A 14,627-nucleotide genomic window follows, 5' to 3' on the forward strand; every position below is an offset into this window, starting at 1 on the left:
GCATCAATTTGGCAACCTCAACAATTTATCGAACTACTTCTTGGACAAGATTTCCTTAAGTGACAAGAAGCTTCTCCAAGGAAAGGAAAAGTTAACCACCACCTCGCTTTCTCTGCGAAACCTAGAGAAAGTGTTCGTTATCGATGAAACCAGGATTGTGGCTGAATACTCGCCCCTCGGAACGGGGCAGAATAAAGAAGCCACAACAGAACTATCGCTGCTGCGCACTTTACTAACCGGGGTAGATGACTCCGAGGTTGCGTCGATCAAGAAAGACTTGGCATCCAAATCCACCCTGAAACAGAAGATCTCCACCGTAGAGTACTTGCTGGAGCGACTTTACCCTGCAGGAAAGGTGCTACTGGAGACCGAGATCGACGAACTTGAAGAGAATCTGGAAGCACAAGAAACTCTCCTCGAACTAAGGGAGCGGGAGCTGAACGCTCTGATCTCTGAAAGTGACCATCTGTTAAACTTCAAGCAATCAATATCGATCAATCTCTCGGCGGCAGTTGAATCTCTTGCGGAAAACCAAGGATTGATGGATAGACTTGTCGCACTGCAAGGTAAATATCGCTCAGATGCGGAGCGCCTTCTGGGCATAAGCGAGGCCTCTGGCCTGCTTGAGCTATACGAGGAAGTTCTATGTCCAACCTGTGGCAGCAAAGTCCTCCATGACCACTTAGAGAACTCTCCTACAGACATCCTGCCTGCTGTAGAGGCCGAAAGTGCAAAAATTTACTTCCACCTGAATGAGCTGTCAGTTGCGCTCGCAGACCTAGGCAATACGATTTCTGCTGAACAAATCTCAATCAACAGCCTGAAGGATATTCTTTTCAATATTGAACAGAAACTTTCAATGTCCTTTACTGATGTGCTGGACTCAGTGAATGGTATTAGAGATAACTGCAACGAGCTGAAGCGAAAAATCCTGGCACTCCGACATAAAGCCAGCTCCTTCGACGAGCTTGCCCATGAGCTGGATCTACTCAAAGGAAAGCTCGATGAGAAGCAAGATGATTACGCAATTCCAGACTTCGAGAGCGAACTCAAACAGCTGTCCGCAGCCGTAGAAAATGTCTTGGCGCGCTGGGACTTTCCTAACCACAAGTCAACTGAGTTCGACACGAAGAAACGAGACTTGGTGATCGCTGGCAAGAGAAGACCTCACTTCGGTAAGGGTTATCGCGCCATCGGCTTTTCGTCGTTTGTCATTGGCCTCATGCAACAACTTGCCCCACTGGGTCGACACCCTGGTTTTGTAGTACTTGACTCGCCTCTTACCACGTACAAACAGGCCGACCAAGACCGTGGCGAAGAGCAAAGCGAGGCTGACAAGATTGCCGGAGACATGGTGTATTCGTTCTATAGCGATGTTGCCGAAAACTACAAAGATCGGCAGATAATCATCTTCGATAACCAAGAGCCTGACGTATCCCTGATCCCTAGCGTGACCTATTACCATTTCTCGAAGAATCGGAATATGGGAAGATTTGGTTTCTTCCCACCTGTTGATGGGAAGGACTACTCTCAAGCCAAAAGGGAACCGCGCTAGAGAAACCTGCGCGCATTGCTTAGCGCCTGCGAATGCAGTAAAAACTGATCTCCAAAAAGTAGGACTGACCATGTCGATCATCGCAGAATATAAAGCCCTCGAAGCCCAAATCGCCGAGCAAACAGCTCGTCTCGAAGCGCTCAAAAACGACGAAAAACTGCAAAAAGAAATTGAATTTGAAACCAAGCTGCGCAATCTCTTGGCTGACTATGGCTACTCCTTGCGTAACGTGATCGCCGTGCTCGATCCAAAGGCCGGAAAATTTGCTGAGGCGCCTGTAAAAGGCCCACGTCGTGAGCGCACGCTGAAACGCTACAAGAATCCGGAAACTGGCGAGGTTGTCGAGACCAAAGGAGGCAACCACAAGGTGCTAAAGGCTTGGAAAGAGCAGTACGGTTCCGAGAAGGTCGAAAGCTGGCTGCAATAACCGGTCAGGTTACATGGGAGGGTCGCATTAGCGGCCCTTTCCCTATCAGGGTCTTACAAAAAGACGTCTGCAGAAACACGAAAACGATCCGAAAGCGCCCGGATGTGGTGCACATTCAATTGGCGCTTACCTGCAAGCACCTCGGAAATGACTGACTGGGTAGCGACCTCTGGTAGGTCTCCCTGACGCAGGCCATGCTCCCTCATCAGGTAACGCAGCACTTCTACCCCGCCTGCTTTCGGCAACGGTCGACGATGCTCGTCGTAGGCTTCAATCATGTCCCCGACACGCGATGCGAGTCCAGCCAAAGGGTGATCCTCATCCTCGCCCACCAAGCCCAGCAACTCATCCAAGGCCTCGACCAGGGCATCATAGTCGTCCTCGTTCGTTGGCTTGCTCAGCAACGGGGCTACGTAACGCCAGTGCTCGCAGGCCTGCTTGATTAGGTCAGACATGGTTGCTCGCTCCTCTTGCTGCATTCAGTATGATCCAGGACATGCTGGGTTAACACTTACTGCTATCAGCACGGAACGCTCGCCTCGATCAAGAAGGCTAAGCTTCGCGCCAATTGAGCGCTTAGGAGGTTCAAACGAATGGATTCGAACGTTGGGACACAAGAAAGCAGCAACCTGCTCGACCAGAACGAGATATCAGCATACCTATCAACATTTGGTGACAAGCAGGTATGCATCCGTGAAGCCTTACTACTGCCTTCTGTAGACAAAGTGTACGCTTTGTTAGACGTTAATCTCCGCTCTATGTGGGAGGCGACCAGAGGGTTACGCAAGGGCCTCCCGACGAGCAAAACAGCGCTCAAGCACCTATCGAAAGAGGCAGAGAAATGCTCGATCAGAGCACAAGAAAAGTTCATCCGGGCTCTCCCTTTTCCTCGACAGTCAGCTGAGCTCACTAAAGCTCAGATTGAAATGGGTTTTAGCGTTCCTACCATCACAAGCTGGCTTGGCATCCTGGAATTGGGGTGCTCGAACCCCGCAGTTCTGAATTATTGGAAGGACAAGCTTTACGCACTCTCAGATCTCAGTGGGCAAGTGATTCGCTCTTTGCCTAATGTGCGCGACCGGCTCAAAGCGTACGACTCGTCTGAGGTGGTCGCTCAGCTGGGATGTCCAGTAAGCCGCCAATCATTTTCAGACCAGCTTGCGATGCTGGCCGATGACGAGCTTGCTCACAGCAAACCTCTCGCTCAACTGATGGCAGCTGACGCCCTAGCGGCGCTGCTCAGGCTGGCCGCGTGGCTTACCGCAGAGTCGCAGGTGGCCAGCTGGGAGGTCGAGGTACAGGAGGGCACGCAGAATGTCATTTGTGCAGCCTGGGCAATACCGAACTGGTGCCCAATCACTCAGTCATGGTCAAACCCAATGCAGACTGCACTTGAGAAATTAGCAGCCCTTGCAGGCTCAACAAAGAAAAGACCAGGGCCTGTCACCCACCTCGGAAAGCTTTGGGCTGCACATGACGGCATGGAGGCTGAATCACGAATCCGCTTGCTTCGGAATTGGGTTCAGCACAAAGGAGGACGACCTTCCTTTCAAATGCTCCATGACCTCGTGACGGTATGTTTTGATTTTCACATCAAGGAAAGGAATGACCTCCCAGCTGACGTCATACCTGCTTATTGGGAGGGGGCCTGCATGCTTCGCTTCGCGGAGACAATGTCGGTCATCATTCGAGATTTGCAGCGCGCTGGATGGCCGAGGGAGCTGGTGACTTCGGTGATGGACGTGTATGCGACGGAGTATCGAACCGCGCGCGATCTTATGGGCAAGCCTATTGAAAATTGAAGGCGCCACTCAGGCGCCTTCAATTCCGATTGCTCAGATTCGATCATCCCAATCCTCAGGGCGATCATCGTACCCTCGGGACTCCCAGTAGGCGTCATTGTTCGGGTTCAGCTGGTTAGCGTGGTTGTCTTGGTCGCTTTTCTGGCTCATGGCCATCTCCTTTTTTGATGATGCCCGCAGGGATTAGCGTGCGGGGCCAGTATCGGGAACGGCCAAGGCGCGAAATAGGGAATTGAAATGGAAATTTCCTGTTCAAGCCCCGCTGCGTAGCGCAGCACAACTTTGATACGCCCCTGATCCTGTGGTGCAGCTGCAATGGGCCCGCCAAGCGAAAACATTGAATCATCAGAAAGACTGGAGTGACCCAACGAACCGGCACGAAAGCGATGCTTGGCTGCCCTGTGGACGTAGTGCACTGCTAGCTAGGGCAGGCAATCGTAAACGGTTCAGGCGTGGGCCTCCTTTGGGTCGCTCAGGGCCGGTTTGCCTGATGCGACCAGCAGCATTGGATTGATAGCTGCGATTCGAGAGCGGCAGCTATCGGCCAATAGCGGACGCTAGTGATAAGTCGAATCTACGCCAAAAAGCGGGCAGCGCCTGGCGGCTGGGTAATCCACCATTTCCATTGGCTGCCACCTGGAAATTCTCCCAGACATAAGAGTTCGGCATGGTCCACGTAGTGGTGTGGCGAGACCTTGCGGAGCGATACAGGCCAGCTTAATGGGTTCGAAGCTGCTCCAGGTCAAAGGCAAGCTGGAGAATCAGTCCGGGGTCGCGTCACCCAAACAAGAAATCTGCTGCTCGCGGATGTTCGGCAAGCGCTTGCGCGAGCTGGAGCCGATCAAGGAGGCAGTGGCGGCGTACGCCGCCCGGGCCAGCGAGAAGCTGAGGGCACAGCAGTCACTGTGCAAGCGTGTCCGAATCAGCATCCGTACCGGCATGTTCAATCCCGACGAGCCCAAGTTCGCAAAAGGCGTGGTGTGTGAGCTGCCGTATCCCACCGACGACACCCGATACATCACCCGGGCGGCGATCGCCGGTTTGGAGCACATCTATCGCGAGGGCTTTTCGTTCAGCAAGGCCGAGGTCCTGCTAATGGATCTGTGCCAGCGTGGCGAGTACACCGACGATCTATTCGCTCAAACCCAGTCCGCTGCGTCGGAGCGGGTTATGGGCGTGCTCGATGCAATCAACGCCAAGTGGGGCCGCAACACCCTCCGGCCCGGCCGCGTAACCACCGCGCCGGACTGGAGCACGCGACGGGAGATGATGAGCCAAAGTTTCACGACCAAGCTGGATCAGTTGTGGGTGGTGCGGTGCAACTAGGCGAGTGGCTGATACGAGTTTTTGCAATGGATGATATCGGCCAAAGCGAAGGTCAGATCAAATCCCACCAAACGGTAGATTTGCCTTCCATTGTAAATCATAGAATCTGTCAGCTTGTAAGAGCGTTGAGAAACGCCCAGCGATGAGGAGTTACTCCTATAAGTCAATCTTGCGCCCGTGTGAATCGGTAAAACAGATTTGGTTCGCTGACGATGTATAAATAGCCGTCCGTGTCGGTCGTTACACCCTCTGCCTGGGGAATACCTTTCTGCAACCCAGCAAAACCGGTGGCCAAGGAGCGAAAACTCACGACTTTCCCCACATCCGTCATTTCAATCAGCAGCTTCGACTCGTCGCTGAGTAGGAGTAGATGACCGCTTCGTTGATCGAACACGACCGAAGATAAGTCAGTCGCGAAAATCTTGCTATTTACCAAGTCCGACATGTCGCGCACATGAAGGGAAAGGCCGCCTTCAAGACTTGCACGTAGTCCGCTCACCTCCAGCAGCTGGCGGGGGTCACGCTCCCGCGTGAGAAATAAACGGTCTCGTTTCAGATCGTACGCAAGCCCCTCAAGACTTTTGTTGTCCTGGTTGCCCAGCGCCAAGGTGAGAGCTGGATACTTCTCGCGGCTTATCGAGCGATTTGAAGAAAGCTCGCCATTATCTTCCAAGGGCACATCCACGATGACCAGACTCTGACGACGCTCCTCAGCGATTGCCAGCTGGCCGTTACCAACGTAGGACACCGCCTCTACATCATGGAACCCGTCCAGGCTGTAGCGTCTCAGCAAATCGCCTTCGCGACTTAGAGTCAGCAGTTCATTAGGTCCGTTGGTAACTGCCCACAACAGATTCTGGTCAGGGTCGAAGGTCAGTCCGGAAAGGTTGTTCTCTACACCAGGAACCGGCTTAGCATCCAGCTCGACCTGATAAGCCGGCAGCCATACTGAGCTCTCATTCCAGTCGTCGGTGTGCCAGTAGGTCTTTACCCAAAAATACAACCGGTCATCAAGATGCTTGGTACGGATTTGAAATATGGCGAAAATTACTAGGAACAGCACCACCCACAGCCAGACGTGGGTTCTTCGCGTTTTAGTGGATCCTTTTTTCTTGCCTATCGACATTCAAATTCTCAATTAATGGGAGTGACGAATCGGAGATTTCAACCTGACTCACCGAGACTGGCACAACTAATACATAGGGATGCAGCCGGGTCGAACTCCAGGCGGCCCGGAGCAATAGGCTCACCGCACTGAGCGCACCAGCCATACTCACCCTCATGCCAGCGTTTTAGCGCCAGTTGCAGCCGCACCCGTTCCTGCTTCGTGCGGCTGCGGATGGCATCGTTCATCGCTTGCTGTTGGAGTGCATCCATTCTCGAAATACGACCTACTTTGCTCTGATCAAGCTCCACCGATTGCGACCGTGCTTCGGCACCTTCCAACAGGCGCTCCAGCTCGGCCGCCTTTCGATCCAGCAGCGCTTTGAAATAGGCGAGATCCAGCGGTTTATCCATAACCAATCAGCGCAGCAGGAGCAGCGGACTTGTGGTGGAACGCAACATACTTGTTGTGGTGCTACCGACCAGGAACTGGCGAATACGGGAATGACCGTAGGCGCCCATCACAAGTAGGTCGATGGCATGCTCGTTCTGATAGGCATGCAGGGTGGGCTCAACTTCACCGCTACGGATCGCGGTATGAACGGTGAACCCTGAGTCGAGCAGGGCTTTTTGTGCCCAGCCAAGCTGCGATACCGATTCTTCGTTTTCCGATCCGACCATAACAATGTGGACTGGCAGCCCCCTGAACAGAGGCTGGACGCCAGCATCTCCACGCCTTTTCGCGTGGTAGCGCTGCCATCGAAGGCCACCAACGCGCTTTTGGGCTCCTTGAATGCTGTCGGAGTAACGAGAACTGGCCGATGCATGATTCGAATCACGCTTTCCAGCTGGCTTCCGACGTGCTGACTCAGACTACCGCTGGATTCGCCCTGACGGCCGATGACCAGCAACCGTATCTCGTCTTCCAATGCCTGGAGGCTTTCCAACAACTCGCCGTGGCGCTGCTTGGATTCCGGTGAGGTAACACCGTTTCCAATCGCGCGCTCTTTGGCGTTCGCTAGCATGATTCGCCCTTGTTCAAGCGCCAATTTGCTGCGCTGTTCATCCAGAGAGGCAAGTTCATCGAGGAGATGCTCGCGGCTGCCGAGTCCGATATTGCCGCTCAGGTTCGCTGCAACCGGATATTGTTGTTGATCTAATACGTGCAGAAAGGTCAGCGGAGCTTGCAAACTCCGACTGGCCCAGGCTGCATAGTCGCAAACCGCTGGAGCCGAAGCGGAACCGTCGATGCAGGCGATTACATTGGTCATTGTTGTTCTCCTTTTAGTGGCCCATTAGTTGATCAATGGCGTCCGGCTTATCGTGCACGCCAAAGCGGTCAACGATAGTGGCGCTCGCTTCGTTGAGTCCCAGCACCTCAACCTCGGTCCCCTCACGGCGGAACTTGATGACTACCTTGTCCAGCGCGGCAACTGCGGTGATATCCCAGAAGTGAGCACGGCTCAGATCAATGGTTACCTTGTCTACTGCTTCCTTGAAATCGAATGCAGCGATGAACTTGTCAGCGGAGCTGAAGAACACCTGCCCGATGACGGTATAGCTTCGATGTTCACCTGCCTCGTCCAAAGACGAAGCGATATCCATGTAATGGCCAACCTTGTTGGCGAAGAACATCGCGCTAGCAATACGCCGGCGAGTACGCCGTAGGCCAGGTTGTGGGTTGCGACCACGACCACCACGGTTACGACCATGACAATGTTGGTCGACAATGGGTGTTTCTTCAGATTGCGTAACGAGTCCCAGCTGAAGGTACCGATCGAGACCATGATCATCACTGCCACGAGCGCGGCCATTGGAATTTGCTTCAGCCAATCACCGAGGAAGACCACCATCAGCAAAAGGAAAACGCCCGCAGCCAAGGAGGAAAGGCGAGTACGTCCACCGGACTTAACATTGATGATGGACTGACCAATCATCGCGCAACCAGCCATACCGCCGATCAGACCGGACGCGATGTTAGCCACACCTTGACCCTTGCACTCACGGTTCTTATTGCTGGGTGTGTCGGTCAAGTCGTCCACAATGGTCGCGGTCATCATCGACTCTAGTAGTCCAACGACGGCCAGGGCTGCCGAGTACGAAGATGATTACCAGCGTCTCGAACGTCAGCGGCACGTCTGGCCAGAGAAAGACTGGCAGCGTATCGGGCAATTGCCCCATATCACCTACAGTCCGAATATCCAATCCAACTGCAATGGCAACAGCCGTCAGCACGATGATGCATACCAGGGGCGATGGGATGAGCTTTCCAATCTTCGGGAGATACGGAAAGAGATAGATGATCCCTAGGCCTGCGGCTGTCATTGCATAGACGTGCCAGGTGACGTTCGTCAGTTCGGGCAGCTGCGCCATGAAGATCAGGATTGCCAGAGCATTGACGAAGCCTGTAACCACTGAGCGTGAGACGAATCGCATCAGCGAGCCGAGTTTCAGGTAGCCAGCAAAGATCTGCAGCACGCCACACAGCAAGGTGGCAGCAAGGAGATATTCGAGGCCGTGGTTCTTCACCAGTGTGACCATCAGCAGGGCCATAGCGCCTGTGGCGGCCGAAATCATACCCGGGCGCCCCCTACGAAAGCGATAACCACAGCGATGCAGAAAGAGGCGTAGAGGCCAACCTTAGGATCAACTCCGGCGATGATCGAAAAGGCGATGGCCTCCGGGATCAGAGCCAGTGCCACGACGAGGCCGGCGAGAATGTCGCCACGTATATTGGTCAGCCAGTTTTGCTTGATTGTTTGCAGCATCAGTAAATCCAAGGCAATGGACGCAACGGCACCGTGCCGCAGTGGCGTGCCGAGTGTGTCGAGTCGAGTTGTAGGTATCGAGTGACGATTCTTTCGAATGGTCGGATTGCTGCAGGCGCAGCAAGACGAATCAGCTATCAGTAGGCTGATTCAAGGGAGGGGGCGTTGCGCTATGGCGGCGTAGGCAGCCAGATAGAGATTGTCAAAACGTTCATTCTGTCAGTGATTTTCAACAGTCAGAGCTGAATAAGGCGGCAGACCATACCATAGAGCGCATGATGATGCGACTCGGTGGGCAAGGCCGAACCTCATGTATAGGGTCTCGCTTATCCAGCATTACCGAGAATCATGGCTCGCCGTAGGCATCGTTGCCGGCGAGCACGGAATTCTGGAGTCTGGCCTGATCCCACGCTCGCAGTTGCTCGGCCAGCGCCACGGAAAAGCCCTGCACGGCTGACCAGCGCAGGTGGATGGCATCTACGAAGGCCGCTGGTGGAGCGACCCATTCGCGATCGGCGTTCCAATACTGAGCCCCGTCATGCCCGGCGATGGCGGCGTTCAGCTTGGCGTCGAAACGGGTGAGGAAGCTGCCGTCGGCATCGATCTTGGCTTTCCACTGCGGGTGCAGGGGCGTGGAAACCACCAGCAGCTGGCGTTGCTCGTTCTTCAGGCGTTTCGACAGTTCGCCCAGGGCGACAAAGCAGCTGTCATCCAGCGCGTCCGGTTTGTCGTAGAACAGGCCGCGATCACCCTGCGGCTCCAGCGGCCCGTCGCCATGGCGGGTGAATACCAGCGGGTCCCATTCGATCTCGTTGGCCCGTTGCGCCTTGACCGTCTGCGCATTGCGCAGCAGCGAACGCGGCGAGAAGTAGCGCATGTAGTAGCCCCAGCGCGAGGCCTGCTGATAGACGTACTGGTCGGCGTGAGTGCGGTCGAACACCGCATCCGGCACTTTCCAGCAGCCGGCGAAGTCCAGCGGATCGACGATCATCACCACCTGGCGGACGCTCGGTTCGCGGTCCAGCAGCCAGTTGGCGACATAGGTCGACTGATTGGCGTGCAGGCCACAGAACGCACCGTTGAGCGGACGCAAGCCCGGGGTCTGCTCGATCAGCACGTCACCATCGACATGGCGCCAGGCGACCGAAGAACCGACGATCAGCAGGTTTGGATCGGCGACGGGGTTGTGCCGCAGAAAATGCAGCTTTTCGTCCACACACAGGCTGTTGGAGAAGGCCGGTGGCGGCAGGTTGTCGGTGTGATTGAGCCAGGCGAGCAGGACGGCAAAGCCGCCGAGCATCCCGAACAGCCCGGCGAACATTCCCAGCAGATAGCCGGCACGTATCCGCCGCTGGCCTGCTTCGGCCCCGGCGGCCACGCCGTCCGGGCATGTATCGACGGATCTGGCCATGACTCAACGCCCTCCGAGTTTGGTCTGGATCAACTGGGCGAAGTGGCCCACGTTCTTCAGCGATTCCAGTTCGGCGGTGCGGAACTTGATGCCGAAGCGCTGCTCGGCGGCCACGATCAGCAGCACATGGGTCTGGCTGTCCCAGCCATCGATGTCGTCGGCGGTGGTTTCGGGTGTGAGGACGATGTCGTCATCATCGAACACGTCGTGGAAGACCTGGGTCAGCGCCTGGAGAATTTCCTTTTCGTTCATGCTTGCACCTGGATGTGATGGTTGATGGGAGTGCGCGAGGCCAGTTCGTAGCGCCAGAAACTTGCATCGGTAGGGGCGTTGGCAGGGGCGGGGCGCTGCTCGAAGCCCAACCGCGGATAGTGTTCGGCAACCATGCCGTTGCGTTCGGTGGGACGGTATTCGCCGACCAGTGCGACCCAGCCGGCAGCTGCTGCCGCATCGGCCAGCACCTCCAGCACGGCCATCTCGACTTCACGCCCCAGCACGCGGCAGCTCATCAGCCAGCTGTCGATCAGCAGTTCGTCAGCCTCGATGGCTGTATCCGGTCGCGCCAGCACCACGCTGATCAGGCCGTTATCGCCGAACTTGTCCTCCAGCCGCAGGGCCAACGCGATGGTTTGCGGATCGCTGGCCATGCGCTCGACTTCGGCTTCGGTATAGCGGCAGGTGGTGAGGTTGAACTGATTGGTCTTGTTGATCAGCTGGGTGGCGCGGGCCAGCTCGGCGGTGCCGATGCGGCTGACGCGCAGCACCATCTGCAGCCCGCGCAGGTAGCCTTCCATGTCCGTGGCCTGGTTCAGCGCGGCCTTGCGTTCGGCATTCAGCGCATAGCTGCGGCCACGTTCGGCGTCGTCCGAGGTAAAGGATACGGCCTCGAAATAGCCCGCCGCGGCGATGCGCGCGGGGTAGTCGGCGACATCCTCGGGCAGTTCCGGTACGGCGACTTCCGGCAGCTCGCGGCGCACGATGTCGCGCTCGGCGGGGTTGTCGTCGACGAACACCAAGCTATCCAGACCGATGTCGAGCATGCTCGCGATGCGCCGCAGGTTGCCGGCCTTGTCTTCCCAGTTGGCGACGAAGGCCGCGATATCGCTGCGCTTGAGGGCCATCTCGGTATGTTCAAAGGCTGCTTCGGCAACGTGCAGGTCGTTCTTGCTGCACACCGCAAGGATCACCCCGCGGCGCGCCAATTGCGCGGCATAACGCTGAAAGGCGAGAAACGCCTCGCCGCTGGGGCTGCCCTGGCCGAGCTGGATACCGTCGATGCCGTCATCACCGATCACACCGCCCCATAGGGTGTTGTCCAGATCCAGCACCAGGCATTTGCGCGACAGCCCGGCAGTGGCCGCTGCGATACGCGCAAAGTGCTCGCCATATAGCGGTGCCAGGGTCGGGCTGATCAGCTGCTTGGCCTGGTGCCAGCGCACCGGCTCGGCCAGGCCGTCGCCATAGGCAGCCGACTGCCAGGCCAGATCGAGCAGCAGCACGCCTTCCTCTCGGGCAGCGGCTCGGATGGCGCCATTCAACCGTTCAATGACTGCCCGCGGCGAAGCCGGCACCAGTGCTTCGTAAGAACCGAACAATGGCGGCGCCGCTGGCACCAGGGTTTGCTGCACCACCTGCGCGGCATATCGCTCGCGGGCGCTGCGCCAGAGCAAGCGCAGCTCCTCGACGCGCTCCGCCACGGCGGCATCCACCTCCGCCTGGCTTGCCTGCAGGGGCAGTTGCAGCGGCGCGTCATGGGCGTCCAGCGCCAGCAGCACCAGTTGCGGGGCGAAGGCGTTCAGCGCCGGGTCATCGGCCAGCAGCGCCTGGCGATACATGCCGTAGGGCGCAACATGCAGCGACAGCGCCAGGCGCCGCTGCAGCCCAGCCACGCGGATGGCCGGCAGCAGGTGATCGACCGTATGTGAGGACAGCAGTGCCACCCGCAGTGGAGTCAGGCGTGCCGCCGCGGCGTGCTGCTCGATGCCGGCGGCAGCCAGCTTGTCCAGTCGTGCGGTCAGGGTGAAATCCCGTTGATGAGCGGCCAGCTTGACGGCTTCATGCAGCCGCTGCAGCGGATCTTCGATGCGTTTGGCTTGGCCGATGGCACCGGATAGGTCCGGGTGTGTCGGCAGCCAGGAGAGCTGTTGCATACCTGAGACTCCTTGTCGTGGTCAGAACTGGAAGTAGAGGAACTCCGTCGGTGCCATGGAGAAGGCGATCGCCAGGGCGAAGAAACCGAGCACGCCTACTGCCATGCCGTGGATCGCCGTCGGCCGCCAGGCGCTGACCGGCAGCAGCCGTTCGGTCCAGTGCGGCTGGGGCTGGAAGTTGAGCGCGGTGCGGAAATGGCCCATCCACTGCTGCACGTTGGGCATGCCCCAGACGAAGACCAGCAACGCGGCGATATAGACGAAGTCGGAGCGATCCATCGCCGTGCTGGTCGGGCTCAGGCCGAGCATGCCGGCGAGGACCGCCATGGCGGTCGGCACGTCGCTGGCGCGGAAGAACACCATCGCCACGACCACGCAGCCAAAGGTCAGCGCGACGGCCGCAGCCTTGTGCCACCAGATGTCGCTGTCCAGCTTCCAGCCCTGACGCGCCTTCCAGGCACGCCAGCCGTGGGCGACCACCAGGTAGAAACCGTGCAGCAGGCCGAAGGCGACGAAGTGCCAGCCGGCGCCGTGCCAGATTCCGGAGATGAACATGGTGAAGACGGTGGGGTAGGCGACCAGCGCAAAGAAAGTGCCGGCGGTCATCTTGCCCCGCCGCGGCTGCGGCTTGCCGGCCGCCATGCGCGCGCGGGTCACGCGCAGCACGATGGGGTTGTAGATGTAGGCGGTGAGAAAACGCGTCAGTGTCATGTGCCAGCGCGACCAGTAGTCGATGACGTTGCGCGCCTTGAACGGGCTGTTGAAGTTGGCCGGTAGGCTGATGCCGAATAGCAGCGCCAGCCCGATGGCCATGTCGCTGTAGCCGGAGAAGTCGAAATAGATCTGCAGCGTGTAGGTCAGCGCGCCGGTCCAGGCATCGTAGAACGCCGGGATGGTGCCGTCGGCGGCCAGGCTGAAGACCGGCGTGGCTTTCAGCGCGAGGGTGTCGGCGATCACCACCTTCTTGAACAGACCGAGCAGGAACACCGTGGCGCCCAGCGACAGGTTGTCGATGCGCGCGCGGAAGCTGTCGCGGTCGTTGAACTGCGCAAGCATTTCACCGTGGTGGGTGATCGGTCCGGCGATCAGCTGCGGAAAGAAACTGATGAACAGGCAGTAGTTGGCGAGGTCGTGTTCTTCCACCACGCCGTCATGAGCATCGACCAGGTAGGCGATCTGCTGGAAGGTGAAGAAGGAGATCGCCAGCGGCAGGATGATGTCTTCCACCCGCCAACCTAGATCCAGCGCCGCATCCAGCGTGCCGAGCAGGAAGCCGGTGTATTTGTAGTAGACCAGCAGCAACACGTTGGCTGCGACCGCCAGCCCGAGCACCAGACGTGAGGGGTGCCGGCGCAGGTAGCCACCGAGCAGATAGTTGACCAGCATGCTGCCGACCAGCAGCGGTACGTAGACCGGGTTCCACCAGCCGTAGAACACCAACGAGACGACGGTCAGCCAGATCACCGCGAGCCGCTGTCGGCCCGATCCGGTCAGCACGAAGAATCCAATCAGCACCACCGGAAGAAAGCCGGCGATGAATTCCACCGAATTGAAAAGCATCTTCCCTATTCCCTGCTCAGCGTTCGTGCATTGCTGCTCAGGCCGCCGTTTGGCGGGGCGAGTCATCCATTCAGTCCTGGCGTCACGCGACCGACGATCCATCCTAGTCGGCGTTGCGACATCCTCGGTCCATCAGTGGCTGCTCGCTCGGGTTTCGGCCACCTTGGCCGGCTTCCCCTGAGCTCCTATGGCTCGGACGTGACGGTGTAAAAAAAAGTTTCAGTGTTTGTTGAACCACTGAGCGCTTTATTGTCGCAGGTGAAAAAAAGCCCGCGACGGGCGTGGCCTGCAGCCCATTTCCGTCGGTCGGGAACGTTCCCGGCATTTTTCAAGGCTCGGAAAATTTGAGCGCGAACGAGTTACTGGCGTGTTCGGGCGACCGTTCAGCGCCGGTCAAATTCCGACGAAGGGAGCGGCTCAGGCCGCGCGTATAAAGTACGAAGAAGAGTCGAGTCGCGCCCTAGTATTCGCGGAGGTTGTAACGCAAGGACGGCGGCGCCGTCGACGAGCCGCTGCTCAACATC

At 57.5% G+C, this 14,627-nt stretch carries 10 protein-coding genes and 3 pseudogenes; 4 read left to right on the plus strand and 9 right to left on the minus strand.

Annotated elements, in window-relative coordinates; genetic code table 11:
- Together BAY1663_RS11980 and BAY1663_RS23785 are read left to right on the plus strand one after the other, a co-directional pair.
- On the plus strand, positions 1-1,555 hold a 1,555-nt coding region (locus BAY1663_RS11980; protein ID WP_051497132.1), incomplete at its 5' end, for a hypothetical protein.
- 70 nt (positions 1,556-1,625) lie between these two features.
- Positions 1,626-1,982: a histone-like nucleoid-structuring protein, MvaT/MvaU family gene (locus BAY1663_RS23785; protein ID WP_128576261.1), complete on the plus strand. Its 357-nt coding sequence runs from the start codon at positions 1,626-1,628 to the stop codon at positions 1,980-1,982.
- A gap of 53 nt (positions 1,983-2,035) precedes the next feature.
- Here BAY1663_RS23785 and BAY1663_RS11990 read toward each other — a convergent pair whose 3' ends face one another.
- On the minus strand, positions 2,036-2,437 hold the full coding sequence (locus BAY1663_RS11990; RefSeq protein WP_037041100.1) for a type II toxin-antitoxin system HigA family antitoxin: 402 nt from the start codon (positions 2,435-2,437) through the stop codon (positions 2,036-2,038).
- Positions 2,438-2,575: 138 nt separating this feature from the next.
- On the opposite strand from BAY1663_RS11990, the gene BAY1663_RS23790 reads away from it, so the two are divergent.
- A complete protein-coding gene (locus tag BAY1663_RS23790) occupies positions 2,576-3,784 on the plus strand; it encodes a hypothetical protein (RefSeq protein WP_128576263.1) in 1,209 nt (402 codons plus the stop codon).
- A 771-nt stretch (positions 3,785-4,555) separates the two neighbouring features.
- Positions 4,556-5,110 (plus strand): annotated as a pseudogene (locus tag BAY1663_RS12000) (DUF4113 domain-containing protein); the annotation flags it as partial.
- Between the two features lie 163 nt (positions 5,111-5,273).
- Here the strand turns inward: BAY1663_RS12000 and BAY1663_RS12005 are convergent.
- From BAY1663_RS12005 to BAY1663_RS12035, 8 genes and pseudogenes are all read right to left on the minus strand, one after another.
- On the minus strand, positions 5,274-6,236 hold the full coding sequence (locus tag BAY1663_RS12005) for an SdiA-regulated domain-containing protein (protein WP_037041051.1): 963 nt from the start codon (positions 6,234-6,236) through the stop codon (positions 5,274-5,276).
- 38 nt (positions 6,237-6,274) lie between these two features.
- Positions 6,275-6,628: a TraR/DksA family transcriptional regulator gene (locus tag BAY1663_RS12010; RefSeq protein WP_014597086.1), complete on the minus strand. Its 354-nt coding sequence runs from the start codon at positions 6,626-6,628 to the stop codon at positions 6,275-6,277.
- 6 nt (positions 6,629-6,634) lie between these two features.
- Positions 6,635-7,485 (minus strand): annotated as a pseudogene (locus tag BAY1663_RS23795) (universal stress protein).
- A 13-nt stretch (positions 7,486-7,498) separates the two neighbouring features.
- Positions 7,499-8,982: pseudogene (locus tag BAY1663_RS12015) on the minus strand (SulP family inorganic anion transporter).
- Positions 8,983-9,328: 346 nt separating this feature from the next.
- Positions 9,329-10,393, minus strand: a complete 1,065-nt coding sequence (locus BAY1663_RS12020; protein ID WP_037041060.1) for a hypothetical protein — start codon at positions 10,391-10,393, stop codon at positions 9,329-9,331.
- Positions 10,394-10,396: 3 nt separating this feature from the next.
- Complete coding sequence (locus tag BAY1663_RS12025) at positions 10,397-10,645, minus strand: acyl carrier protein (RefSeq protein ID WP_015277638.1); 249 nt, start codon at positions 10,643-10,645, stop codon at positions 10,397-10,399.
- On the minus strand, positions 10,642-12,543 hold the full coding sequence (locus BAY1663_RS12030) for an HAD-IIIC family phosphatase (protein WP_037041074.1): 1,902 nt from the start codon (positions 12,541-12,543) through the stop codon (positions 10,642-10,644). Before BAY1663_RS12030 ends, BAY1663_RS12025 begins: the two co-directional genes overlap by 4 nt.
- A gap of 21 nt (positions 12,544-12,564) precedes the next feature.
- Positions 12,565-14,103 (minus strand): MBOAT family protein, encoded by a 1,539-nt coding sequence (locus tag BAY1663_RS12035; protein ID WP_037041077.1) that lies wholly within the window; start codon positions 14,101-14,103, stop codon positions 12,565-12,567.
- Positions 14,104-14,627 lie beyond the last annotated feature (524 nt).

Source organism: Pseudomonas sp. BAY1663 (assembly GCF_000582595.1).
In the GTDB taxonomy this organism is placed as follows: Bacteria; Pseudomonadota; Gammaproteobacteria; order Pseudomonadales; family Pseudomonadaceae; genus Stutzerimonas; species Stutzerimonas stutzeri_AF.

What these genes read in the sequence shown, in the direction of transcription:
- BAY1663_RS23785 (WP_128576261.1), top strand. Translation starts at nt 1,626, where the DNA reads ATGTCGATCATCGCAGAATATAAAGCCCTCGAAGCCCAAATCGCCGAG.
- BAY1663_RS11990 (WP_037041100.1), bottom strand. Translation starts at nt 2,437, where the DNA reads ATGTCTGACCTAATCAAGCAGGCCTGCGAGCACTGGCGTTACGTAGCC.
- BAY1663_RS23790 (WP_128576263.1), top strand. Translation starts at nt 2,576, where the DNA reads ATGGATTCGAACGTTGGGACACAAGAAAGCAGCAACCTGCTCGACCAG.
- BAY1663_RS12005 (WP_037041051.1), bottom strand. Translation starts at nt 6,236, where the DNA reads ATGTCGATAGGCAAGAAAAAAGGATCCACTAAAACGCGAAGAACCCAC.
- BAY1663_RS12010 (WP_014597086.1), bottom strand. Translation starts at nt 6,628, where the DNA reads ATGGATAAACCGCTGGATCTCGCCTATTTCAAAGCGCTGCTGGATCGA.
- BAY1663_RS12020 (WP_037041060.1), bottom strand. Translation starts at nt 10,393, where the DNA reads ATGGCCAGATCCGTCGATACATGCCCGGACGGCGTGGCCGCCGGGGCC.
- BAY1663_RS12025 (WP_015277638.1), bottom strand. Translation starts at nt 10,645, where the DNA reads ATGAACGAAAAGGAAATTCTCCAGGCGCTGACCCAGGTCTTCCACGAC.
- BAY1663_RS12030 (WP_037041074.1), bottom strand. Translation starts at nt 12,543, where the DNA reads ATGCAACAGCTCTCCTGGCTGCCGACACACCCGGACCTATCCGGTGCC.
- BAY1663_RS12035 (WP_037041077.1), bottom strand. Translation starts at nt 14,103, where the DNA reads ATGCTTTTCAATTCGGTGGAATTCATCGCCGGCTTTCTTCCGGTGGTG.